Here is a 24080-nt window from a genome sequence, read left to right on the forward strand (position 1 = left end):
TCACAAATGTTAGTTTAACAGATTTCAAGTGTGCTGTAAAGAGTTTTTTCTTGACACCCTTAAAATTGCTTCATTCTGTTGATCTATACAGGTTTTCATCTTTTTATGATATACTACTATTACCTTGGCAGGGGCAATTATTTGCTTCAAAAATCAGTCTGGCGATTTTCTCTTGAGAAGAACCAGACTGATTTTTTAAAACACTGAAACGTAATAGTCGAAGCATGCTTTTTGCTTGAAGCCGATCGACTGATAGAGGCCCATAGCAGCTGCATTCGTTGACTCAACTTCTAAATAAATTTGTGAGTAGCCTTCTCTTTTTAACTGTGAAACAATCGTTGTTAAAATTTTACGACCGATTCCTTTTCCGCGTTGGTCAGTTCGAACAACAAAGCCATAAATTCCACACTCTTCTTGATTTTTTTCGAGTCGAATACTAGCTATGAGTTCTTTCCCTTCTTTAAGCACAAGAGTTTTAGCCAAATCGATTTCATCAATCGGCTGAATCTTCTCAAACTCTGATTCTCCATCCAGCTGTGCGATCTTACTGGCATCAGCTTTTTCAGCTGATACTAATGAACACTCTTCTGAATAGATTTCTGTCTTACTATCGAATAACATCGCATATTCTGAGAAAGAGTGGCTATAAAGTTTCATTTCTTTGATGAAAGATACAATCAAGTTATCTCTTTGGTCAACGATCCATAATAACCGTTCAAACTTCTTTTTCTGAGCAAAGATGCGTACGGCTTCATGCATAGGAGCAATTGCTTCATTAGTCGTTGCAATCATAGTTATCTCTAACTCCTCAGGGTCATAGTCGCTTAACGCTGTATAGCCTAAAAGCTCTTCATCTTTCCAGAGCAACAGATGCTGGACTTTCTCCGTCGACTCCATAAAAAAACTTAAATCCAACTTATATTCCACACCAAGTAATTGTTGATTTCTAGCTTTTAACAGCTTGATTTGGCTTAACTCCGTTTCACTGAGCTGTTGCTTTATACTAAGATTAATATCGAGTTCCTCACCTTCATGCTTTTTTACTGAATTGTAGCTTAATTTGAACGAAACAGCAATCCTATTTTGATCTACTCTATACTAAAATAGAGACAAGCGTCAGTTCAGCAAATCAAAATACAAAAAACTACCCAACTTTGAAAAATCGGGTAGTTTTTAAAGAGCTCACTGTTAAATTATTTTTTCTTCTTTTTCTTCTTTTTGTTTTTCTTGACCATTCGGTTCATTGCCATTTTCCCAAGTTTTCCTTTGATACCGCCACCCAGCATTTGATCCATACCAGGGATATCCATATTACCTTTAGACATTTGCTGCATCATTTTCTTAGATTCTTTGAACTGTTTGATCATTCGGTTGACCTCAACAACACTGTTCCCAGAACCTGCTGCGATCCTTCTGCGTCTACTTGGATTCAGTAAATCAGGATTTTCTCGCTCTGCTGGTGTCATTGAAAGCACCATTGCCTTTTTACGTGCAACATCTTTAGGATCTACTTTGACATTTTCAAGACCAGGCATTTGACTCATGCCAGGGATCATTTTTAAAAGATCTTCAATCGGTCCCATTCCCATGACTTGATCTAATTGCTCGATAAAGTCATTGAAATCAAAGCTGTTTTCTTTCATCTTTGTTGCAAGTTCTTCAGCTTTTTTCTCATCATAATCCTGCTGTGCTTTTTCGATCAGCGTCAGCATGTCTCCCATGCCTAATATACGGCTGGACATACGATCTGGATGGAAAATTTCTAGATCAGTTAATTTTTCACCTGACCCAATAAATTTGATTGGTGCACCTGTAACAGCACGTATAGAAAGCGCCGCACCACCACGCGTATCCCCATCCAATTTTGTGATTACGACACCAGTGATACCTAGTTGCTGATTGAAGCTCTCTGCAACATTCACCGCATCCTGTCCTGTCATTGCATCAACAACAAGTAAAATTTCATCTGGTTCAGCGACCGCTTTGATTTGTTTCAATTCATCCATGAGGGCTTCATCAACATGAAGACGACCTGCTGTATCGATCAAGACGTAGTCATTTTTCTGCTCTTTGGCTAAGGCCATCCCTTGACGGACGATCTCAACAGGATCAGTATCTGTTCCCATATCAAAGACAGGTACATCTAATTGCTGACCCAAGACTTTCAATTGATCGATCGCCGCCGGACGATAAACATCGGCTGCGATCATTAAGGGCCGCGCTTTTTCTGTTTTGATCAAGTGATTTGCTAATTTACCGCCGAAGGTCGTTTTACCGGCCCCTTGTAAACCAGCCATCATAATGACTGTTGGAATTCGTTCGGATTTATTCAGACCCACCGTTTCAGAACCTAACGTTGCAGTCAATTCTTCATCTACGATTTTAACGATTTGTTGGGCAGGTGATAAACTTTCTAAGACCTCTACACCAACGGCACGTTCCCGTACACGCTTTGTAAAGTCTTTTACTACTTGTAAATTTACGTCTGCTTCTAATAATGCAAGACGAATTTCTCTCATCATTTCTTTTACATCTGCTTCGGAGACTTTCCCTTTGCGACGTAATTTACTCATTGCCTGTTGTAAGCGGTCTGTTAAACTTTCAAAAGCCATACTCTCATTCCTCTACTTCTTGTATTTGTTCTATATAATTTGCAATCGTTATATCTTTAGGGTAGGTTTCACTCACATAGTTCTTAAGTGCATCCAATAACTCGCCACGTACGACATAATCGGAAAACAAATGAAGCTTCCGTTCATATTCTTCTAATATTTTTTCTGTTCGCTTGATATTATCATAGACGGCTTGACGACTTACATCGTACTCTTCAGCAATTTCACCTAAAGAAAAGTCATCAGCGTAATACATCTCCATGTAATTCATTTGCTTTTCAGTCAGCAATGTGGAGTAAAATTCAAATAAAGCATTCATTCGATTGGTTTTTTCAATTTCCATAATTGCTGCTCCTATCTTCAATCCCTTTTAGGTTACCGATTTCAAGGGAATTAGTCAATAGTTCTCAAGTGATTTCCTTGGATTTCTTCAAAAATTTCGACCAGTGCCTCATAGTAGCTTTCCGCATTTGCACAGAAATCTTTTTTTGATACTACTGCTCGTGTGATCGTTTGTTGATAGTTTTCTTGGTGATAGCCTGTTAAGGCAACCTTTAAAGTAGGATCAGCCAGCATTCTTTTTAACTTAGAAAGCGGGACACAAAATAAACTTTCAACTTCTTCTTCCTGTAAAGTAAAATTTCCTATCTTGATTTCTTGCTGCACAAGATAAACATTCGTGAATTCATTATCGATAAAGGTTCCTAAGTTTATACTCACCGGAAAAACACCTAAAAACGCTGCTTCCTCAGGTAAAATCTCCACACCTAATTCTTCCCTGACCTCTCTAAAACCGTCTAAAACAGTTTCATTCGCCAAAAGATGCCCAGCAGCTGTGATATCTAACTGATTAGGAAAGTCTTTCTTTTTAGGTGAACGTTTCTGAAAATAAATGATTACTTCATCTTGCTCCATTGTATAAAACCAACAATGAAAGGTTTCGTGCCACAAACCTTCTCGATGCGCACGTTCTCTGGTCGCTGTCCCACATTGCTGATAATCTTTATCAAAAATCTTTAGTATTTCCATTTCAGCCATTTGATCCCTCATGTTGTACAATTGTTTGCCATTCATTTTCTGATACAACGCTGATCCCGTTCAAAATAAAATAAGCCGTCGCAACACCAATACTAGCTATTTTATTTCCGGAAAACGTACCATCATAGATCCTTCTGTATCCACAAGAAGGACTATCTTCTTTAACGATCAATGTATCGATTTGATGTTCTAGAAGTTTTTGATACGCAATTTTTGCCCCTTCTTTGAAACACTCGGTCACATCTTCACCCGATACTGTCAACACACTTGCTTGTCCTTGCCAAACAGCAAAACCGTCTCCACCTGTTATTTCGGCCGGCTCTCTTGGAATCGGCAATCCACCTAAAACCTCTGGGCAAATAGGCATTGCCTCTTTCTTTTCAACTAATTCTTTTAAAAAAGATAGTTCTTTAGACTGACCATCATATCGACAACAAATACCACCCAAACATGCACTGATTCCGATCATTTCTTCCCCTCTTTTCAATCTTTATTATTATACCATTTCTTTGAACCAGAATGTAGCATTAGACCCATTCCTTAAAGTTTTTGATCGTTGCTGATTTATGATAAAATAGCGTTGTATTGATTTTCCATATAAAAGGAGCTAAACGAATGAAAAAAGTGCTTGTGGTTGACGATGAACCTTCGATCGTCACATTGTTAACTTTCAATTTAGAAAAAGACGGGTATGAAGTTATAAGTGCCACTGATGGAGCTGTAGGTTTTGAATTGGCTTCAACCAATCAATTTGATTTTATTATCCTTGATGTCATGCTGCCGAATATGGATGGGCTGGAAATTACAAAAGCCTTGAGAAGAGAAAAAATCGACACCCCTATTTTGATTTTAACTGCAAAAGATGATCAAGTAGATAAAATCATCGGTTTGGAAATCGGTGCAGATGATTATTTAACTAAGCCTTTTAGCCCTAGAGAAGTTTTAGCACGAATGAAAGCCATTTTCAGACGATTGAAACCAACAGTTGAAAAGAAAGAGGACATTAGTGAACCTGTGAAAGCACCATTGATCATAGGAGACATTATGGTCGATGAACAAAACTACGCTGTCTCTGTTCGTGGTGAGAAAATCGAATTGACACCAAAAGAATTTGAATTATTGGTTTACTTTATCAAACGTAAAGATCGTGTGATCGATCGTGATACATTGCTTGATCGTATCTGGAATTATGATTTTGCAGGGCAAAGCCGTATAGTAGATGTCCATGTGAGCCATTTAAGGGATAAAATCGAAATTGATCCAAAGCATCCGGCTTACTTAGTCACAGTCAGAGGATTTGGCTATCGTTTTCAGGAGCCTAAAAAATGAAAAAGCGGCAACGTTTTGAATATCTTTTAGTCATACTTATGATGCTGGCTCTTTTTGTTGGCAGTATTTTTCTGACGAACTATTTTTTCCGAAAGGAATTATTGACACAACAGGAAGAATATTTGCAAAAGAAAGCAACGCTGCTTTTAGATCAGTTATCTCCTGAAGTTTTCACTCAGCAGGCTTTTACTTCTCAGGAAAAAACATTAGTAGATCACTATTTGACTGATGAGAATGAACGATTGAGTCTAATGAATAACACAGGTGATATCTTCTATGACAGTGTAGACACAAAATTACATGACTCTAGAAAAAACCGTCCTGAGATCAAAGCGGTTCTTTCAGGTGCTGACTTCGGTTCTGCTCTGCGTAAAAGCGCCACTTTAAATAAGGAGTTGCTCTACCTGGCACTTCCCGTGAAGAAAAATGGCGATCTAGTTGGGATCATTCGTATGTCAGAAGAAACAACCCAATTTTCGAGCAGTATACAATCATTCAAACGGTATATTTTAATAACTTTAGGCATTTTATTTATCATTATCACTGGGTTTGTTTTTGTCCTGCTTCAGCAGAAAAATGAACCATTGGTCACTGTCTTACCTGTATTGAAAAAAATCGTCAAATACCCTGATGAAGCCCGTTCGATCATCCAAGATTCTCCTGAATGGAATGAACTTTACCAAACGGTCAATCTTATCAGCCAGCAAATGAGTCAGACCTATTTAGCCTATACTTCAACTGAAGAACAATTTCATGCACTACTAGATGAACTGATGATCGGCGTTTTTATTATTGATGTCGAAGGAAAATTACAGTTGGTCAATCCAAAAATGCTGGATATTTTGAATATCCAACCGGATGCTGTCGGCAAAGATTATTTTGATGTGATCGAAGAGCCTGCATTGATCCACCTGATTCACCAAGTAATTACTGAAAAGACGACTCTTCATCAAGAGATTTCTTTAGCTGAGAGCTTGAATGAGACCATTTTGGATATGTCCTTACGTTTTATAGAAGAAAACGGTAATAATTACCAAGTGCTAGGAATCGCTTATGATTTGACGCGTGTCAGACAATTGGAAAAGATGCAAAAAGACTTTGTCAGTAATGTCTCTCATGAATTGAAAACGCCAGTCACTTCTCTATTAGGTTTCACTGAAACTTTACTAGATGGTGCGAAAGACGATCCTGAAACATTAACTCAGTTTTTACAAATCATGGAAAAAGATGCTTTACGTCTACAACAGCTGATCCAAGAAATATTGCAGCTTTCTCGTGACGGCAAAAATATCACTTATGATGATCAAATCATTGAGCTTTTCCCGTTTACAGAAGAAATTCTACGATCTTATCGAAAGACGATCAAAGAAAAGAATCTGACGATCCAAATCAGCGGTTCAAAACATATAACCTATACAACAAAATATGAACTTTTTTATCCTATCGCAAAAAATCTTATTGAAAATGCTGTTCAGTACTCACAAATCGATGAAACGATCACCATTGATTTTGGCTTTACAGATAGATTTTACTTTATGGTGAAAGACACTGGAATTGGGATCAGTCAAGAGGATCAAGAACGAATTTTTGAGCGGTTCTACCGTGTAGACAAAGCACGAAGTCGTCATTCCGGCGGGACTGGCTTAGGCTTATCGATCGTGCAAAATTACACTGAATTACTTGGCGGCAAAGTGACCATCGACAGTCATTTAGGTTTAGGAACGACCTTTACCGTTTATTTACCAAAAAAATAATCAGAGAGAAAACTTGATGATCACAAGTTTTCTCTCTGATTTTTTCTATTTCTAGGGGGAAATATTTATTTTTCTTTGATCGTTCCTGAAACGTCACGTTCAACTTTCATATCTGTGATCGGTAAGTAACCTAATTCTTTGACCACTCCTTTTTGAACGTCTTCTTCCAACATAAAATCTAAAAAGGCTTTGACTTCTTTATCCGGCTCGCCTTTTGTATACATATGCTCATAAGACCAGATTTTCCAAGAGTTATCCGCGACATTTTCTTCAGTCGGCTTAACATCATCTACACTTAAAGCAATCGTTGAGTCATCCATATAAGAAAAAGCAAGATAGCTGATTGCTCCTGGGGTTTGGGCAACGATTTGACGTACAGTTCCTGATGAGTCCTGTTCCTGTGATTGAACGGCTGTCGCTCCATCCAGTCCCCATTTTTCAAATGTTGCACGCGTTCCGCTTCCACTTGGGCGGTTGATCACAGCAATTTCCTGATCTTTGCCTCCAAGTTCCTTCCAATTTTTCGTTTTTCCAGTAAAAATATCGATCAATTCCTGTTTTGTCACGTTTTTAACGCCGACTTCTTTGTTAACAACAGGCCCCATGCCAACTACTGCAACTCGATGATCGACTAATTTTGACGCATCAACTCCAGATTTTTCTTCTGCAAAAACATCTGAATTACCAATCGTCACAGCACCATCAGCTACTTGAGAGAGTCCTGTTCCGCTGCCCCCGCCTTGAACAGAGATCGTATAATTAGGATGTTCAGAAATAAATTGATCTTTTGCTGCATCAACTAGCGGCTGTAAAGCCGTTGAACCGACTGCTACGATTTTAACTGGTTGATCTTTGCTTTCCTTACTTTTATTACTGCTTTCGTTAGTTGCTGCGCCTTGACTGCCGCAACCTGCGATTAATAGTCCTACACTCAAAACAATTGCTGATAATAAAGGTTTCTTCATTTCTGCACTTCCTTTTCAATTAGTTACAAGCTTAGTTTAACAGCGGAGTGTTAATTCTAATCCAATGTTTTGTAAATAATTCGTAAAGGAGTGTAAAGGTTTTGTTTAAGTGAAAAATAAAAAAGTGTTAAAGACAAGCCTAAAAACTGGTTTGTCCTTAACACTGATCAGAAGTCAGGTGCTTTAGCGATTGGAAAAAACAGAGAATATAAATATCCTACTATTCATTCTTTTCCAAAAGCTCGAACCTAAACGATTTACATCACATTCTCTATTAGATTCTCATTTATTTTATATAAGCGCCAATACGTCTCATGGCTTCTTTCAAGGTACTCATATCAGCCGCGTAGCTGATTCTAACATACCCTTCTGCTTCTTTTCCAAAAGCAATACCGGGAATGATTGCGATTGCTTGTTTCTGCGCTAAATCAACACAAAACTTCATCGAGTCTTGCTCATAACCGGCTGGGATTTTAGCAAAAATATAAAAAGCGCCATTTGGCCTAGCAACTTCAAACCCGAATCCTGTCATTTGTTCATAAACAAAATCACGACGCTCTCGGTATTCTTCTTTCATCACAGAAGCATCATTGATACCTTCGACAAGCGCTCTAACAGCTGCTTTTTGTGAAATCGTAGAAGCTGCAGTAACCAAATACTGATGGACCTTGATGATCTCTGCAATCAATTCTTCGGGTCCAAAGATAAATCCGATCCGCCAACCGGTCATAGCATGGGATTTTGACAATCCGTTGATCAGGATCGTTTGCTCCGGAATAAATTCTGCAATAGATACATGTTCGTCTTCATACGTCAGCTCACTATAAATTTCATCACTGATAACGAATATTGGATATTTTTTTACTACATCAGCAATTGCTTTCACTTCTTCACGTGTATAAGTGACCCCCGTCGGATTACTTGGATAATTCAAGATGATTGCTTTCACTTGATCCCCGTGCTCTGCCATAGCTTCTTCGATCATTTGTGGAGTTAAAACAAATTTATTTGGTCTCGTATCGATATACACTGGTTCAGCATTTGCTAAAGTGATCACCGGCTCATAACCTGGATATATCGGAGCAGGCATCAAGATTTTATCTCCTGGCTCCAAGATCGCCAATAAGCTTGCCGAAATCGCTTCTGTTGCACCTACAGTTACCAAAATCTCAGAAGTCGCTTGGTAGCTCACACCATACTTCTCTTTCATAAAAAATGCGGCTGCTTCTCGAACATCAGTCAACCCTGCCATACCTGAGTAGTGAGAGAAATTGTCATTAATAGCGTCATGTGCCGCTTTTTTTACATGCTCTGGTGTATTGAAATCAGGTTCACCTAACGTTAGTTTTAAAATTCCATCGATCGATGACACTTGCTCATCAAACTGACGAATCAATGATACAGCGATTTTAGATACTTGTTTATTGAATCTTTTAGTTAAATCCATGAACTTCTCTCCTTCTCTATTTAAATGCTCAAACCGTTCATACGGCTTATTTTATCAATGGAATTATCATAGCATATTCTCTTGCAAAATGAAATTTGTATTTAAAAAAAGTGTATTTTCTTTTCAAATTCTCAGATTGCACTTGCGAAACCTTCTTTGCTTCTTTATAGTAATAAGAAATGAAGGGAGTTATGTTTATGAAAGGACTCAGAAAAATCACACCCTATGTTCCAGGTGAGCAGCCAAATTATTCGGATATGATCAAACTAAACACCAATGAAAATCCTTATCCGCCTTCTCCAAAAGTAACGGAGGCTTTAAAAAATTTCAATCCAGAATCATTGAAGCGCTATAGCTCCGTTGATAATTTTGAGCTAAAAAAAGCCTTGAGTGATAAATTCAAATTATCTCCAGAACATTTTTTGATCGGTAATGGTTCAGATGAGGTACTGGCATTTTGTTTTCTAGCTTTTTTCAATAGTTCAGATCCACTGCTTTTTCCAGAAATCACTTACGGTTTTTATAAAGTTTGGGCAGACTTATTTCATATTCCATTCAAAGAAATTCCATTGAAGAAAGATTTTAGTATTGATCTTGATGACTATCGTCAAAACAACGGCGGAATTATTTTAGCCAATCCTAATGCACCTACTGGACTATATCAACCATTCGAAGCCATCGAAAAGCTATTGTCAGAAAATACCGATGTTATCGTAATCGTTGACGAAGCTTACATTGATTTTGCTGGAAAATCAGCTATTACCTTGCTAGAAAACCATCCAAATCTCATTATCGTCAGAACCTTATCAAAAGCGAACTCTTTAGCTGGTCTACGTGTTGGTTATGCTATTGGAAATCCTCAGTATATCCGTATTGCTGAAAGTATCAAGTCTTCTTTCAACCCTTATTCGGTCGATCTACTAGCGGAAACATTGGCCACAGCTGCTATTGAAGATACGGAGTATTATGACAAGATTACAGAAAAAATTTGCCAAACACGAGAGTGGTTCATTAGAGAACTGCATGCTGTAGGTTTTGATTCTCTACCATCAAAAACGAACTTCGTTCTGTCGACACATCCCAAACTCGAGATAAGTGACCTTTATCGACATTTAGAAGAACAAGATGTTTTTGTTCGCTATTTTCCTACTATTGAGCGTTTGCAATCTTATTTGAGAATTTCGATCGGCACTCAGAAAGAAATGGCATCCGTTTTAACAATTATCAAAGACTACTTATCTCAATTGCGATAAAAAAATAGCTTGATGCACACCTTTCAGCTGCTTCAAGCTATTTCTTTTTTATTTAGATATATCTTGAATAGAATCTAAAACTTCTTCCAATTCTTTTCCATTCTTACTTTTTTTGCTATTCATCGTCCAAGCCATTTTCTGAACATAGTGCCCCGCATCGGATTGTGCGACATCATACACATAATAAGCGCGCATGCCATCAATTCTCGCTGTGATCAGATAGCGTGTACCTTTCCAGCCATTTCCATTGATTTCTTGTTCTGTTTCGTCATCTACTTCCAACCATTGGTGAAAATCGATGGCCTCCTTGAAACTATCGAATCCATCATAGTCATCAGCTGATTCACTTAAAACAGCTGCATACATGACTTTTTTGTCATTTTCTAACGCAATATCCGCATCATCATTCAATTCTGTAGGTTCGATTTCTTCCCAACCATCTGGCAGCACTACAGAAAAATCTCCATTTTCAGTTTCGATCGTTTTCTTTTCCGCGTCCGCTTTACTTGACTCAGACGCTTTAACTGGTGCCTTTGATGTGTCAGTCTGTTCATTCTTTTCAGAATTTTTGTTCGCTTTTTCCACACGCGATGTTGTGCTGCATGCAGATAAAACAAATCCTAAAGCAATGACTAACGCTGCCAGTCCCATTTTTTTCATTTGTTACACTCCTTTTATTTCAATAAAATATACCAAAATAAGTATAGACTATTTAGAGTGTACTGGCAACTTTAGCTGAATAAACGTTTCAGTTCTTGAATAAAATAGTGACCGATTTGACTAATGCTTTTATTTTTCTGATAAAGTACACAAATTTTATTATTTGGGCTATCAGCAAGCGGGATCAGCCGAATTTCCTTTTTTGTAAATCCAGTCACAACCCCTGAACCAGACGCATATGCATCAGTTTCTACCAGCAGATTCATCAAAGTCCCTCGATCATTTGTGTAAATCACCGTTTCCTGCTCTTGATTTTCAATCAAATCCTCCGAAAAATAGGCAAAATTACTTCCTTCTTGCGTAAAACGCACCTGAGGATAGCAGCATAACTGCTCCAATGAGATCTCACTCATCTTCGCTAGAGGATGATCATTGCTCACAAAAATATGGGTCTTAAAACTTCCAACAACATCATAGGTTAAATTCGCTTGTTCAAGATAGCGTTCGATCCCCGATTGATTCTGATGATTTAAATAAATGATCCCTAATTCACTATGATAACTTTTTACATCTTCAATGACTTTTAACGTCGTTGTCTCGAATACACGAAAATTTTTGTATTGCTCTTTAAACTGCTTGATCACATTCCCCATGACCACGCCAAGAAAATCATAATGTTGAGAAGAAATCGAAAACCGTTCACTCGTTGTGACTTCCTGATATCGATTCTCCAGCATTTCCATCTGGGTCAAAACCTTCTCCGCATGCTCCAAAAATACTAGGCCTTCCTCTGTCAAAGAAGCTCCTTTATTCGTTCGGATGAACAGACTTACCCCAATTTCATCTTCAAGCTCACGAATTCCGTTAGACAAGCTAGGTTGAGTGATAAACATTTTTTTAGCTGCTTCCCTAAAACTGCCATTATTAGCAACAGCAACGACATATTTCATTTGTTGAATATTCATTTTGGTCCTCCATTTTATTCCGTAAAATAAACTTTACGACCATTTAGTTCTTGAACAGGCCGATTATTGAATGGCAGCATTCCTTCATCTATTCGTTGGAAAAAATCATGGTCCATTTTCTGAACTGTATCAAAAACAAACCAATGCACGGGTCCTTTTGTTGGCGGAGTTGTTAGCGACCCAAGATAGTGAAAATGAGATTTTTTTTCAGGTAAAAAAATCGATGGATCAAACCACTGCTGATGGGTTTCCGTTTCCCAAATAAATGCTTTCTGATCTTTAGAAAACTTATTCGCTTCTTTAGTGATCGTAAATAGACAACCTACGACCAAGTTTTCTCCCGAATTATTCATATGCACTAGATGAAATTCTAATGGACAATGTTCTCCATCAAATGTATGCTCACTTGGTGTATGAAAATGGATATCCGTTAGATAATACTTCTCTTCTTCAAAAATAACATAGCTTTCTGTATTTGGCGGTACAAAGTGAAAGGTATTTTTAAATTCTTTTTCTGTAAATTCTTCATTTTTATAAAAAAAAGTAATCTCTCTATTCGCTTTATTTTCACTAATCAGTGTTTTGGATAGATTTACAGGTGATTGATATGGATATTTGGCTCCAAGTGAAAACCAATCACAAAGCGTATGCCAATGCTCCGGCCCTGTATCTCCTGTATATCCCCATTCTACATCCATGTTTCGAATATTTTTCATCAAACCCCACCTTCTGATTTTTCATTTGAATGACTCTATCACTAATAAACATGTAATTCACTATTATCGTGTTGCTTTATATTTTTAATAGTCAAAGTATAGCATAAAATAGCAAAAGCTTATAATAATAAAAAGTGTCTGGGAGAAAACTCTGCGAGTCAAACCCCGGACACCTGAAATCCAGATAAACGGTGAGAGCAGAAGCAATCCCTTCCGAAATAAGCTAGAATTCACAAAAATTTGGAAAACAATTTTCAGGAATTCTTTCTTATTTCTCGGGATTAAACACTTCTGTCTCAACCTCTCTTACTTATTTTTTAACCAACTTTCAGGATCTTTTTTCCAATCCTGTAAAAGAGAAACATCTGTAGATTCGATATAATTTGATTCCAACGCTGCATCGATCAACGTAGAATAATTTGTCAACGTAACTAACTTCGTGTTTTGAGCAGTAAAATTCTCGATCCCTTTTGGTAACTCATACGTGAAAATTGCTGCAACTCCTAACACATCAGCTCCTTCACGAGCAGCTGCAGATGCTGCTTCCAACACACTGCCACCTGTTGAAATCAAGTCTTCGATCACAACCATTTTCTGCCCTTTGAAAATGCGGCCTTCAATTTGGTTTCCTTTTCCATGTGCCTTAGCTTTACTACGGATATAGACCATTGGTAAGTCTAAAATATCTGCTACCCAAGCAGCGTGAGGAATCCCAGCAGTAGCTGTGCCCGCGATCACTTCTACATCAGGAAAGTCTGCTTTGATTTTATCCGCTAATCCCTTTGCAATCTCTTTACGAACAACTGGATAGCTCATCGTAATACGATTATCACAATAAATTGGGCTTTTGATCCCGCTTGCCCATGTAAACGGCTCGTTTGGACTTAGGAAAACTGCTTCAATTTCTAATAGATCTTTGGCGATTCTTTTTGCTAATTCAGTCATTACGATTCTCCATTCCATTCTTGTTTGATTGTTTGATAAGCTTCATAAGGTCGATCGGCTTGAGTGATCGGTCTTCCCACCACGATAAATGTTGCGCCAATTTTTCTTGCTTCGCTTGGAGTCACTACACGTTGTTGATCGCCTACAGCGCTGCCGCTTGGACGAATGCCCGGTGTTAGACAAACAAAGGCCTCACTGGTTGCTTGATGAATATCTTTTGCTTCTAGTGCTGAGCAAACAACTCCATCTAGTCCAGCTTTTTCAGCACATGCAGCATAATGAGTCACACTTTCTTTTAAGGAGACATCGATCAATTGATCTTGATGCATTTCTGTCTCACTCGTTGAAGTCAGTTGAGTCACAGCGATCAAGATCGGAACATCTTGACCAGCTGCGGTCCCCTTTTTCAATCCTTCTTTAGCAGCCTTCATCATCTTGATCCCGCCTGCCGCGTGAACATTTGTTATATCTACCCCTAGTTTAGCTAATCCAGTCATCGCTCTCTCTACTGTATTAGGAATATCGTGAAGTTTTAAATCTAGGAAAACAGAATGGCCTAAGGACTTCAACCAGCGAACAATTTCAGGCCCTTCTTGATAAAAAAGCTCCATCCCTACTTTTACAAATAAAGATTCCTCTGATGGAAATTTCAATAAGAAGACTTCAACTGCTTCTTTTGAAGGAAAATCTAAGGCGATGATCGGTCTTTGACTCATTGATTTTTTGCCTCCTTCACTTCTCTAATTAGCTGTTCAAGCGATTCGATGCCTAATTCTGCCATTCTAATCGGTAAATCTTCAATCAATTTAGGACAAATATAAGGATCAGTAAAATTAGCAGTTCCAACCCCAACGGCACTTGCCCCAGCTAGAAACATTTCTAAAACATCATCGACTGTTTGAACTCCACCCATACCAATGATCGGTAAATCAGAGATTTGTGATACTTGCTTGATCAATCGTATTGCAACCGGCTTGATTGCAGGACCGGATAATCCACCTGTTTGATTGGCTAAAATCGATTGACGCGTTTTTAAATCGATCCGCATTCCCAATAACGTGTTGATCATTGAAAAACCGTCGGCTCCTCCAGCTTCGATGGCTTGAGCGATTGGTACAATATCAGTAACATTTGGGGATAATTTAACGTAAATCGGAACCTCTGTTACTTTTTTTACTGCTTGTGTTAATTGGAATGCTACATCAGGATCCGTCCCGAAGGCGATCCCCCCGTGCTTGACGTTTGGACAAGAGATATTTAGTTCAATTGCTTTCACATTGACAGCCTCACCAATTTTACTACAAACCTCGACATAATCCTCTTCGCAAGCGCCAGCTACATTAGCGATAATTGGCAGGTCGTACTTTTCTAAAGCTGGAAGCTTTTCTTTCATAACAACGTCCAGTCCTGGATTTTGTAAGCCAATAGCATTTAGCATACCGCTCGGCGTCTCCGCTACACGAGGTGTTGGATTACCAAAACGAGCTTGCGGTGTTGTAGCTTTGATCATGATCGATCCTAATTTTCCTAGATCGTAATATTTAGCATATTCTTCACCAAAACCAAAACAGCCACTTGCTGGAATAATTGGATTTTTCAGCTCTAAGCCAGGAATAGTTACAGCTAATGGATTTTTCATCATAAAACCACCTCACTTGCTCTGAAAATCGGACCTTCGTCACAGACTTTCACACTTTTTGTCCCAGTTTCATCATCCGGCACATGACAAACACAAGCATAGCAAGCGCCCATTCCACACGCCATACGCTGCTCTAAAGATAAGAAAACATTTGGTTGATCAGGAAAAACCTGAGCGATCATTTTCAGCATTCCATTTGCGCCACAAGCATAAACAGCATCCGGCTGCTCTGTTTTGATTGCTTCTAGAATAAGATTACCAACATTACCTTCCATGCCAAACGAACCGTCATCTGTTGCAAAGCGAGTATCTCCTAATGCAAGAAACTCTTCTTCAAAGTAAGCCACTTCTTTAGAAGCATACCCTAAAAAATGAATGACTTCCACGCCTCGCTGCTTCAACTGCTTTGATAATTCATACATCGGTGGAATCCCGATTCCTCCACCAACTACAAATGCTTTTTGTCCCTTATTTAAGCAATCGACATCAAAGCCATTACCCAAAGGGCCCATGACATCAAGCTTATCACCTGATGTCATCATAGAAAATTCTTTAGTGCCGTCTCCTTCGGTCCGATAAATGACCGTACAAGTTTTAGCTTGTTGATCGATTTGATTTAAACTGATCGGTCTTCTCAAAAGAAGGTCTGCTCGGGGCACTTTTATATGGATAAATTGACCTGGCTTTTTCATTTCATTGACAAGCTCACCTGTCAACGTCATTTGAAAAATTCTAGGAGCTAGCTGCTTTTGTGAAACGATCGTCATTATTTCCTGTTTCATGTTTTCTACTCCTTTGAAAGATTATATATTGATTTCTAAAATCAGATAGCGTCAGTAGAAAAAGCTCTTGATTCTAGAACTTTAAGAATTGCTTCCGCAGTGTCTAATGAAGTAAATAGTGGAACGCCATGTTCAACTGCTTCTCGACGAATCAAAAAGCCATCTTGATTTAGATCAGAACGATTTTTGTCCATGGTGTTGACAACGACTTGTGCTTCACCTGTTCGAATAAGATCGAGGACCGTTTCGTCATTGTCTTGATCGATCTTAGAAACTGTTTTAACAAATAAACCGTGCTCTTTTAAATACTCAGCGGTGCCTTTAGTAGCAATCAGACTATACCCAATGTCGTTAAAGCGTTTCGCTAAATGTAATGCTTCTTCTTTTGTTTCATCAGCGATCGTGAACAACACCGCACCATAACTTGGCAAATGCAGTCCTGATGCTTCAAAAGCCTTGTATAAAGCTTTTTCTAAGCTAACATCTGACCCCATGACTTCTCCTGTCGACTTCATTTCAGGCCCTAAGTAGGTATCCACTTTTTGCAGCTTAGTAAATGAGAAGACAGGTGCTTTGATGTGTACTTGCTTGCTTTCAGGATAAAGTCCATCTTGATAGCCTAGAGATTTTAAAGTTTGACCTAAGATTGCTTTTGTTGCCACTTGAGCCATTGGAATACCTGTGATTTTACTTAAAAATGGTACTGTGCGGCTTGCACGAGGATTGACTTCAATAACATAGACCTTTTCCTCATGAATAACGAATTGAATGTTCATCATCCCGATACAGTTTAGCCCTAACGCTAATTTTTTCGTATAATCTGCAATGGTTTGCTGGATTTCCGCAGACAAAGTTTGAGGCGGATAAACAGCCATTGAATCGCCGGAATGAACGCCGGCTCTTTCGATATGCTCCATGATTCCTGGAATCAACACTGTTTCCCCGTCACAGATCGCATCGACTTCACATTCTTTCCCTAAAAGATAGCTGTCGACTAAAACTGGATGCTCTGGTGAAGCTTTTACGGCATTTGCCATATAATCTTCTAGATCTTTTTGATTTTCGACAATTTCCATCGCTCGTCCGCCCAATACATAACTTGGTCGAACTAAGACTGGATAACCGATTTTATTAGCTACAGCTACGGCTTCCTGCGCACTGGTCGCTGTATCTCCCGGCGGTTGTGGAATATCAAGCTCTTGTAAAGCTTGTTCAAATAAGTCACGATTTTCAGCTCGATCCAAATCTTCGATCGATGTACCTAAAATCTTGACTCCTTGCTTAACAAGGGGCTCGGCTAGATTGATCGCTGTCTGCCCACCGAATTGAACGATCACGCCAGATGGTTGTTCTAATTCGATGACATTCATGACATCTTCCAAGGTCAGTGGCTCAAAGTACAGTTTATCTGAAATCGAAAAGTCAGTTGACACGGTCTCTGGATTACTATTCATAATAATTGCTTCAAAACCGGCTGCTTGAATGGCTTTTACAGAGTGCACCGTTGCATAGTCAAATTCCACTCCTTGACCAATTCGGATCGGCCCTGATCCTAAAACTAAAACAGATGGTTTTTCAGAACGCAGGCTTTCATTTTCAAATTCATATGTGCTGTAGAAATAAGGTGTTTGTGATTCAAATTCAGCCGCACAAGTATCGACCATTTTATAGACAGGTAAAACTTTTTCCTTATGACGATAGTCAGTGACTTCTTGTTCTGTCACTTGCCAAAGATCGGCAATTTTTCGGTCTGTAAAGCCGTTTTGCTTCGCTTCTTTTAGTATTTCAAGATCTTTGACGTTCGCTTTCAACGCTGTTTCGATTTCATAAATATGCAGAAGTTTATCTAAGAAGAAGAGATCGATTTTTGTCAGCTCTGCTAATTCTTCAATTGTGTAGCCGCGGCGAATCGCTTCAGATAAATAGAACAGACGATCATCTTGAGCTTTAACAATTTTTTCAGTCAGAAACTCATCCGTCACTTGCTCGATTTCTTTTAACTCATTATGATATGCACCGATTTCAAGAGAGCGAACAGCTTTTAGCAGAGATTCCTCAATATTTCTACCGATCGCCATGACTTCGCCTGTAGCTTTCATTTGAGTGCCAAGACGACGTTCCCCTTTTTCAAATTTATCGAATGGCCAGCGGGGAATTTTCGCTACCACATAATCTAAAGCTGGTTCAAATTCGGCATAAGTGGTTTCTGTAACCGGATTTTTCATCTCATCTAGAGTAAGTCCAACTGCGATTTTAGCTGCTAATTTAGCGATCGGATAACCTGTGGCTTTACTTGCTAATGCAGATGAGCGTGATACCCGAGGATTGACCTCTATCACATAATAATTGAAACTATGCGGATCAAGAGCTAGCTGAACGTTACAGCCGCCTTCGATTTTTAAAGCCCGAATGATCTTTAAGGAAGCATCCCGCAACATTTGGTACTCGTAATCAGATAGTGTCTGGCTTGGTGCAAAAACGATCGAATCCCCCGTATGGATCCCAACTGGATCAAAGTTTTCCATATTGCAGACTACGATCGCATTGTCAGCTGAATCTCGCATCACTTCGTACTCGATTTCTTTGTAGCCGGCAATACTTTTTTCGATCAAACATTGCGTTGCTGGTGATAATTTCAATCCATTTTCTGCGATGATTCGAAGCTCTTCTTCATTATCACACATACCACCACCTGTGCCGCCTAATGTGAAGGCTGGTCGAACGATGATCGGGTAGCCGATTTTATTTGCAAAAGCTACTGCTTGATCAACTGTATTGACGATTTCACTTTCAGGAATCGGCTGGTCCAATTCTTCCATCAATTGTTTAAATAAATCTCGATCCTCAGCTTGATCGATCGCACTCAATTTTGTACCAAGCAGTTCAACATTCAATTCATCGAGAATACCTGAAGCAGCTAGTTCCATTGCCATATTCAAGCCTGTTTGACCGCCTAGTGTCGGTAACAATGCATCTGGACGTTCTTTACGTAATATCCGTGAAACAAATTCTAATGTGATAGGTTCAATATAAACTTTATCGGCGATCTCTTTATCAGTCATGATCGTAGCAGGATTTGAGTTGACCAAAACAACTTCATATCCTTCTTCTCTCAAAGCAAGACACGCCTGCGTACCAGCGTAATCGAATTCTGCTGCCTGACCAATGATGATCGGACCGGAACCGATCACCATAATTTTTTTGATATCTGTTCTTTTTGGCATTAGTCTTGCTCCTTCCATGCATCCATTAATTCCATAAATTCATCAAATAAGTGCAATCCATCATGCGGACCTGGTGCAGCATCCGGATGATATTGAACAGTAAATGCTGGATAATGACGATGTCTGACACCTTCTACTGAACCGTCATTGACCTCCACATGTGTCACCATTAATTTCTCTGGGTCTACGGTTGCCTCATCGACCGCATAACCATGGTTTTGTGAGGTGAAATCGATTTTTCCAGTTGCGATTTCTCTAACAGGATGATTTAATCCGCGATGCCCAAATCTCATTTTGTAAGTGTCTGCCCCATTTGCTAAAGCAAAAAGTTGGTGTCCTAAACAGATGCCAAAAATCGGCACTTTTCCTTGGATTTTTTGAATCATCTCGATCGCTTCCGGTACATCCTTTGGATCACCCGGTCCGTTTGTCAACATCACACCGTCTGGTGACAACTCTAAAATCGTTTCCGCATCCGTATTGTAAGGCAAAACGGTCAAATTACAATGACGCTTTGATAGCTCTCTTAAAATACTATGTTTCAAACCAAAGTCCACTACGACCACGTTACGACCGATTCCTGGGCTAGGATAAGGTTTCGTCGTCGAAACCTGTGCTACTTGATTTTTCGGTAAGACAGTTGCTTTTAATTGATCAAATGCATGTGTTAAATCATCACCAGCATCGATAAAACCAGCTTTCATTGTTCCAGCTGACCGCAATTTTTTTGTCAATGCACGCGTATCGATACCGGAAATCCCGGGAATTCCTTTTCTTTTCAAAAACTCATCCAGTGTCATTTGCTCACGCCAATTTGAAGCTAGACGAGCATGCTCTTTCACAACTACACCTTTACAGGTAGGAGAAATCGATTCATAATCGTCACGATTGACACCGTAATTTCCAACCATTGGATAAGTAAATGTAATGATTTGACCATTAAAACTTTGGTCAGTAATGGTTTCTTGGTATCCTGTCATACTTGTGGTAAAAACAACCTCACCAACAACATCTACATCAGCACCAAAAGCTTTTCCTTCAAAAACTGTGCCATCTTCCAGTATCAATAATCGCTTCAAATCTACGCATCTCCTTTAGACCATGCTGATTTCCCATCAACAAAAGTCATTAATGTATTCCCTTTTACTTTCCAGCCAACGAATGGAGTATTCACACCCATTGATTCAAACTGCTTGTCATCGATCTCTTCTTCAAGTTCTAAATCAAAAACAGCGATATCTGCCGGACTTCCTATCGTTAGTGTACCTGCATCTAATCCAAAGATTTCTGCAGGTTTTACAGCCATCCAGTCAATCACTTGTTCTAAAGTGAATTTTCCTGTTTCAACAAAATGAGTATAGATCAGTTGAAAGGCTGTTTCACTGCCAACAATACCGAACGGTGCTTTCAAAAATGTTTGATTTTTTTCTTCTAACCCATGAGGTGCGTGATCCGTTGCAATACAATCGATCGTGCCATCCAGTAATCCTTCGATCAAGGCGTCTCTGTCTTCTGTCCCACGAAGCGGTGGATTCATTTTCCAAAAGCCGTTATCCTCTGGGATATTTTCGTCTATCAAAATTAGATGATGTGGTGAAACTTCCGCTGTTACGTGAACTCCTGCACGTTTGGCATCACGAATCACACGAACACTTTCTTTTGTTGAAACGTGGCAGACATGATAGTGGACACCAGTTTCACCAGCTAGCACAACGTCCCGTGCAATTTGAGATGCTTCAGTAGAGCTTAAAATCCCAGGTAATCCTAGTTTTTTTGATATTTCACCTTCATGCATCACACCGCCGAACAATAATGACTCATCTTCTGTATGAGCAACCAGCGCCATTCCTAATGAGGCTGCTTCTTTCATTGCCAAGTACATCGTACCTGCTGTTTGTACGCCAACCCCATCGTTGGTAAAGGCGAATGCACCAACTTCTTTCAAGGCCTTTTGATCGGTAAGTGTTTCACTGCGTAATTCTTCTGTGATCGGTGCATATTGCAGCACTTTGACCACAGCATTTTCATGAATGATGTCATAAACTTCTTGTAGTTTTTCTGGTGTATCTGGTACTGGATTTAGATTAGGCATAGCGCAAACAGTAGTGAAGCCGCCTCTTGCAGCAGATTTACTCCCCGTTTCGATCGTTTCTTTATAGGTAAAGCCTGGTTCTCTTAAATGAACATGGACATCCACCAAACCTGGTGTAATCAATTGGCCTTTGGCATCAAATACTTCATCGAACATGGCTTCATCAAAAGTCGTTCCGATCGCCTTGATTTTTTTATCTTCGATCCAAATTTCTGCTGAGATCAGTTGATTGTCTTTTTTAATGATTTTTCCATTTTTGATTAGTGTCTTCATATTGCTCACCTAAGCCTTTCCGTGTAATACTGCTTCTAAAATTGCCATTCTCATATAAACTCCGTTACTCATTTGTTGAATGATTCGTGACTGGATGCCTTCCACCAGTGAATCTGCTAATTCAACGTCACGATTGACTGGTGCCGGATGCATGATGACTGCATGCTTTTGTAATCGTTTTGCTCGCTCAACAGTCAATCCATAATTTTGATGGTACTCTTCTTTAGAAAAAATTTCCGATCCATCATGACGTTCATGCTGGACCCGAAGCAGCATCATGACATCAACTGTTTCAACTAACTCATCCAACTCCATATAATGGCCATACGCCTCAAACTGCTTGTCATACCATTCTTCCGGACCTGAGAAAAAGATCGTAGCACCTAATCGTTTTAGCATCTGCATATTTGATTTTGCAACACGGGAATGTGTAATATCACCGACGATTGCTACTTTCAAGCCTTCGAAATAGCCAAACTCTTCGTAAATCGTCATTAAATCTAGTAAACATTGTGTTGGATGCTGACCACTACCGTCTCCACCGTTGATGATAGAGCATTGGATCGTTTTACTTTGGATCAGTTCATCATAATAGTTTTCTTTGCCATGACGAATGACTGCCACATCTACACCGATCGCAGACATTGTCAGTACAGTATCGTATAGTGTTTCACCTTTTTTCACTGAACTCATGCTTTCTTCAAACTCGATCACTTCGATTCCGAGTTTCTTCTCAGCAACATCAAAACTTTTATGTGTTCGGGTACTATTTTCGAAAAACAAATTTGTCGCAAAGTATTGTTTTTTCTCAGGCTGCCAAGATGCACCTTGCTTAAATTCCTGCGCTCGGCGAATTAATCCCATAACTTCTTGATCGCTAAGTGCTTCAACGGTCAAAAGATGCTTCAGACTAATACGTTCAGATGTGATGATCATTCGTTTTCCTCCTTAATATTAAAAGCGTAGCGGGCTCGTTTAGTCTTGATAGAAAAATAGAAAAAGATGTTCGTGACGCTGTTTATCCCTGATACATCCTATTCTTTTTAAAAGACTATGCTTTAAAATCTAAACAGACTTTTCTTCACTGCGTGCTGTTTCTGGTAAAATAAGGTTCAAGATGATACCTAAAACGGTAGCCAAGGCCATCGATGAAAGTTCAAATGTATTTAGTTTGAACACTAGCCCGCCGATTCCAATGACCAGAATGACAGAAGCAATCAATAAGTTCTTTTTCCTATCAAAGTTGATTTGATTGTCGATCAAAATTTTTAACCCGCTGGCTGCAATTACTCCGAATAAGACAAAGCTGATTCCAGAAATAACAGGTCCAGAAATACTTAAGATAACTGCACTCAATTTCCCAACAAAGCCAAGGCCTACTGCAAATACCGCTGCTCCTCCGATTACAAAAACACTGTGGACTCTTGTGATTGCCAGTACCCCAATATTTTCACCATAACTCGTTACAGGAGGTCCTCCCACAAGTCCGGCTACTATTTGCGCTGCTCCATCACCCATCAAGGTTTTCGATAAACCAGGTTCTTGGAAGAAATTACGCTTTGTCAGCTTATTTAGCACCATCAAGTGTCCAATATGCTCCGTCATTGTTACAAATGCGATTGGCGCCATTGTTGTGATTGCATTTAGATAAAGTTTAGGCTGATATTGAACAAAAGGAATTTCAAAGTTCGGCATAGCAAGCCATGCTGCTTCTTTGATCGGCTCGACATCTACAATACCAAAAGCTAATGCGATCAGATACCCGCTGACGATCCCTAATAAAATCGGAATAAGTCCTAAAAACCCTTTGAAAAACATGTTGTAAAAGATCGTCAAGCCTAATGTCAGCAAAGCTACGGCTATATACTTGAAATCATACTCACCATTGTTGAACATTGCATTGTTCGCTGCGTTTGAAGCAAGACCTAATCCGATGACCATTACTACAGGTCCAACTACGATCGGTGGTAAAATTTTATCTAGCCAATCTGAACCGATTTTTTTAATGATCAATGAAACAATCAAATACACTAATCCAGTTGTGATCGCACCTTGAGCAATCGCCGGATATCCATCGCTTTTCATCAGCATCTGCATTGCTGCAATAAAGGCAAAACTACTTCCTAGATACGCTGGAATTTTTCCTTTGGTCACGAATAAGTAGACCATTGTTCCTAACCCCGAACTAACTAAAGCAATTCCCGGATCGATACCAACCAATATCGGTACTAATACAGTTGCACCAAACATGGTGAATAAATGCTGTAAGCTCAGCCCGATCCAATGTGCCGGCTTTGGCCGATCGTGGATGTCTAAAACTGCTTCTTCATTACGAAATTCTTTTTCTGTCATGTCAAATTTACCTACCCTATCTTTACTATTTCAA

Annotated in this window: 22 protein-coding genes; 3 read left to right on the top strand and 19 right to left on the bottom strand. The window is 39.2% G+C overall.

Annotated elements, in window-relative coordinates:
- Positions 1 to 195 precede the first annotated feature (195 nt).
- The 5 genes from H3T55_RS07755 to H3T55_RS07775 form a co-directional block, all read right to left on the bottom strand.
- Positions 196 to 897, bottom strand: coding sequence for a GNAT family N-acetyltransferase (locus H3T55_RS07755; RefSeq protein WP_225534005.1), 702 nt, complete (start codon positions 895 to 897; stop codon positions 196 to 198).
- 296 nt (positions 898 to 1193) lie between these two features.
- Entirely contained in the window at positions 1194 to 2612 is a 1419-nt protein-coding gene (ffh, locus tag H3T55_RS07760) for a signal recognition particle protein (protein ID WP_225534006.1), read from the bottom strand.
- A 4-nt stretch (positions 2613 to 2616) separates the two neighbouring features.
- Complete coding sequence (locus H3T55_RS07765) at positions 2617 to 2955, bottom strand: putative DNA-binding protein (RefSeq protein WP_087640014.1); 339 nt, start codon at positions 2953 to 2955, stop codon at positions 2617 to 2619.
- A 50-nt stretch (positions 2956 to 3005) separates the two neighbouring features.
- Entirely contained in the window at positions 3006 to 3650 is a 645-nt protein-coding gene (locus tag H3T55_RS07770) for an NUDIX hydrolase (RefSeq protein WP_225534007.1), read from the bottom strand.
- Positions 3643 to 4119 carry a DUF523 domain-containing protein gene (locus H3T55_RS07775; protein WP_225534008.1) on the bottom strand — a complete coding sequence of 159 codons (477 nt, stop codon included), beginning with the start codon at positions 4117 to 4119 and terminating at the stop codon, positions 3643 to 3645. The genes H3T55_RS07770 and H3T55_RS07775 overlap by 8 nt, the downstream gene beginning before the upstream one ends.
- 146 nt (positions 4120 to 4265) lie before the next feature.
- Between H3T55_RS07775 and H3T55_RS07780 the strand changes: the two genes are divergently transcribed.
- Together H3T55_RS07780 and H3T55_RS07785 are read left to right on the top strand one after the other, a co-directional pair.
- Positions 4266 to 4979, top strand: coding sequence for a response regulator transcription factor (locus H3T55_RS07780; RefSeq protein ID WP_087640011.1), 714 nt, complete (start codon positions 4266 to 4268; stop codon positions 4977 to 4979).
- Complete coding sequence (locus H3T55_RS07785) at positions 4976 to 6733, top strand: ATP-binding protein (protein WP_225534009.1); 1758 nt, start codon at positions 4976 to 4978, stop codon at positions 6731 to 6733. The genes H3T55_RS07780 and H3T55_RS07785 overlap by 4 nt, the downstream gene beginning before the upstream one ends.
- A 65-nt stretch (positions 6734 to 6798) precedes the next feature.
- On the opposite strand, the gene H3T55_RS07790 is transcribed toward H3T55_RS07785, so the two are convergent.
- Together H3T55_RS07790 and H3T55_RS07795 are read right to left on the bottom strand one after the other, a co-directional pair.
- The gene (locus H3T55_RS07790; RefSeq protein WP_225534010.1) at positions 6799 to 7698 is read right to left on the bottom strand and encodes a phosphate ABC transporter substrate-binding protein PstS family protein; all 900 of its coding nucleotides are present in this window, start codon (positions 7696 to 7698) and stop codon (positions 6799 to 6801) included.
- 286 nt (positions 7699 to 7984) lie between these two features.
- On the bottom strand, positions 7985 to 9145 hold the full coding sequence (locus tag H3T55_RS07795; RefSeq protein ID WP_225534011.1) for a pyridoxal phosphate-dependent aminotransferase: 1161 nt from the start codon (positions 9143 to 9145) through the stop codon (positions 7985 to 7987).
- 197 nt (positions 9146 to 9342) lie between these two features.
- Between H3T55_RS07795 and hisC the strand changes: the two genes are divergently transcribed.
- A complete protein-coding gene (gene hisC, locus H3T55_RS07800; RefSeq protein ID WP_225534012.1) occupies positions 9343 to 10398 on the top strand; it encodes a histidinol-phosphate transaminase in 1056 nt (351 codons plus the stop codon).
- Between the two features lie 48 nt (positions 10399 to 10446).
- Here the strand turns inward: hisC and H3T55_RS07805 are convergent, their stop codons facing one another.
- The 12 genes from H3T55_RS07805 to H3T55_RS07860 all read right to left on the bottom strand — a co-directional run bounded on the left by H3T55_RS07805 (position 10447) and on the right by H3T55_RS07860 (position 24046).
- Positions 10447 to 11058, bottom strand: a complete 612-nt coding sequence (locus H3T55_RS07805) for a hypothetical protein (RefSeq protein WP_225534013.1) — start codon at positions 11056 to 11058, stop codon at positions 10447 to 10449.
- 71 nt (positions 11059 to 11129) lie between these two features.
- Positions 11130 to 12023, bottom strand: coding sequence for a LysR family transcriptional regulator (locus H3T55_RS07810; protein ID WP_087640005.1), 894 nt, complete (start codon positions 12021 to 12023; stop codon positions 11130 to 11132).
- A 14-nt stretch (positions 12024 to 12037) separates the two neighbouring features.
- Positions 12038 to 12739 carry a carbonic anhydrase family protein gene (locus H3T55_RS07815; RefSeq protein ID WP_087640004.1) on the bottom strand — a complete coding sequence of 234 codons (702 nt, stop codon included), beginning with the start codon at positions 12737 to 12739 and terminating at the stop codon, positions 12038 to 12040.
- Between the two features lie 306 nt (positions 12740 to 13045).
- Positions 13046 to 13684, bottom strand: a complete 639-nt coding sequence (gene pyrE / locus H3T55_RS07820; RefSeq protein ID WP_225534014.1) for an orotate phosphoribosyltransferase — start codon at positions 13682 to 13684, stop codon at positions 13046 to 13048.
- Complete coding sequence (pyrF, locus tag H3T55_RS07825; protein WP_225534015.1) at positions 13684 to 14400, bottom strand: orotidine-5'-phosphate decarboxylase; 717 nt, start codon at positions 14398 to 14400, stop codon at positions 13684 to 13686. The genes pyrE and pyrF overlap by 1 nt, the downstream gene beginning before the upstream one ends.
- Positions 14397 to 15326: a dihydroorotate dehydrogenase gene (locus tag H3T55_RS07830; RefSeq protein ID WP_225534016.1), complete on the bottom strand. Its 930-nt coding sequence runs from the start codon at positions 15324 to 15326 to the stop codon at positions 14397 to 14399. The genes pyrF and H3T55_RS07830 overlap by 4 nt, the downstream gene beginning before the upstream one ends.
- Positions 15323 to 16105: a dihydroorotate dehydrogenase electron transfer subunit gene (locus H3T55_RS07835; RefSeq protein WP_225534017.1), complete on the bottom strand. Its 783-nt coding sequence runs from the start codon at positions 16103 to 16105 to the stop codon at positions 15323 to 15325. Before H3T55_RS07835 ends, H3T55_RS07830 begins: the two co-directional genes overlap by 4 nt.
- 41 nt (positions 16106 to 16146) lie before the next feature.
- Positions 16147 to 19329 carry a carbamoyl-phosphate synthase large subunit gene (gene carB, locus H3T55_RS07840; RefSeq protein ID WP_225534018.1) on the bottom strand — a complete coding sequence of 1061 codons (3183 nt, stop codon included), beginning with the start codon at positions 19327 to 19329 and terminating at the stop codon, positions 16147 to 16149.
- A complete protein-coding gene (locus H3T55_RS07845; RefSeq protein ID WP_225534019.1) occupies positions 19329 to 20408 on the bottom strand; it encodes a carbamoyl phosphate synthase small subunit in 1080 nt (359 codons plus the stop codon). The genes carB and H3T55_RS07845 overlap by 1 nt, the downstream gene beginning before the upstream one ends.
- Positions 20409 to 20410: 2 nt before the next feature.
- Positions 20411 to 21694, bottom strand: coding sequence for a dihydroorotase (locus H3T55_RS07850; RefSeq protein WP_225534020.1), 1284 nt, complete (start codon positions 21692 to 21694; stop codon positions 20411 to 20413).
- 9 nt (positions 21695 to 21703) lie between these two features.
- Positions 21704 to 22630 carry an aspartate carbamoyltransferase catalytic subunit gene (locus tag H3T55_RS07855; protein WP_087639996.1) on the bottom strand — a complete coding sequence of 309 codons (927 nt, stop codon included), beginning with the start codon at positions 22628 to 22630 and terminating at the stop codon, positions 21704 to 21706.
- 129 nt (positions 22631 to 22759) lie between these two features.
- Positions 22760 to 24046 (bottom strand): solute carrier family 23 protein, encoded by a 1287-nt coding sequence (locus H3T55_RS07860; protein ID WP_225534021.1) that lies wholly within the window; start codon positions 24044 to 24046, stop codon positions 22760 to 22762.
- Between the last annotated feature and the right edge of the window lie 34 nt (positions 24047 to 24080).

Origin of the sequence: Enterococcus sp. S22(2020), assembly GCF_020295385.1 — a bacterium.
Classification (GTDB): Bacteria; Bacillota; Bacilli; order Lactobacillales; family Enterococcaceae; genus Enterococcus_L; species Enterococcus_L dunnyi.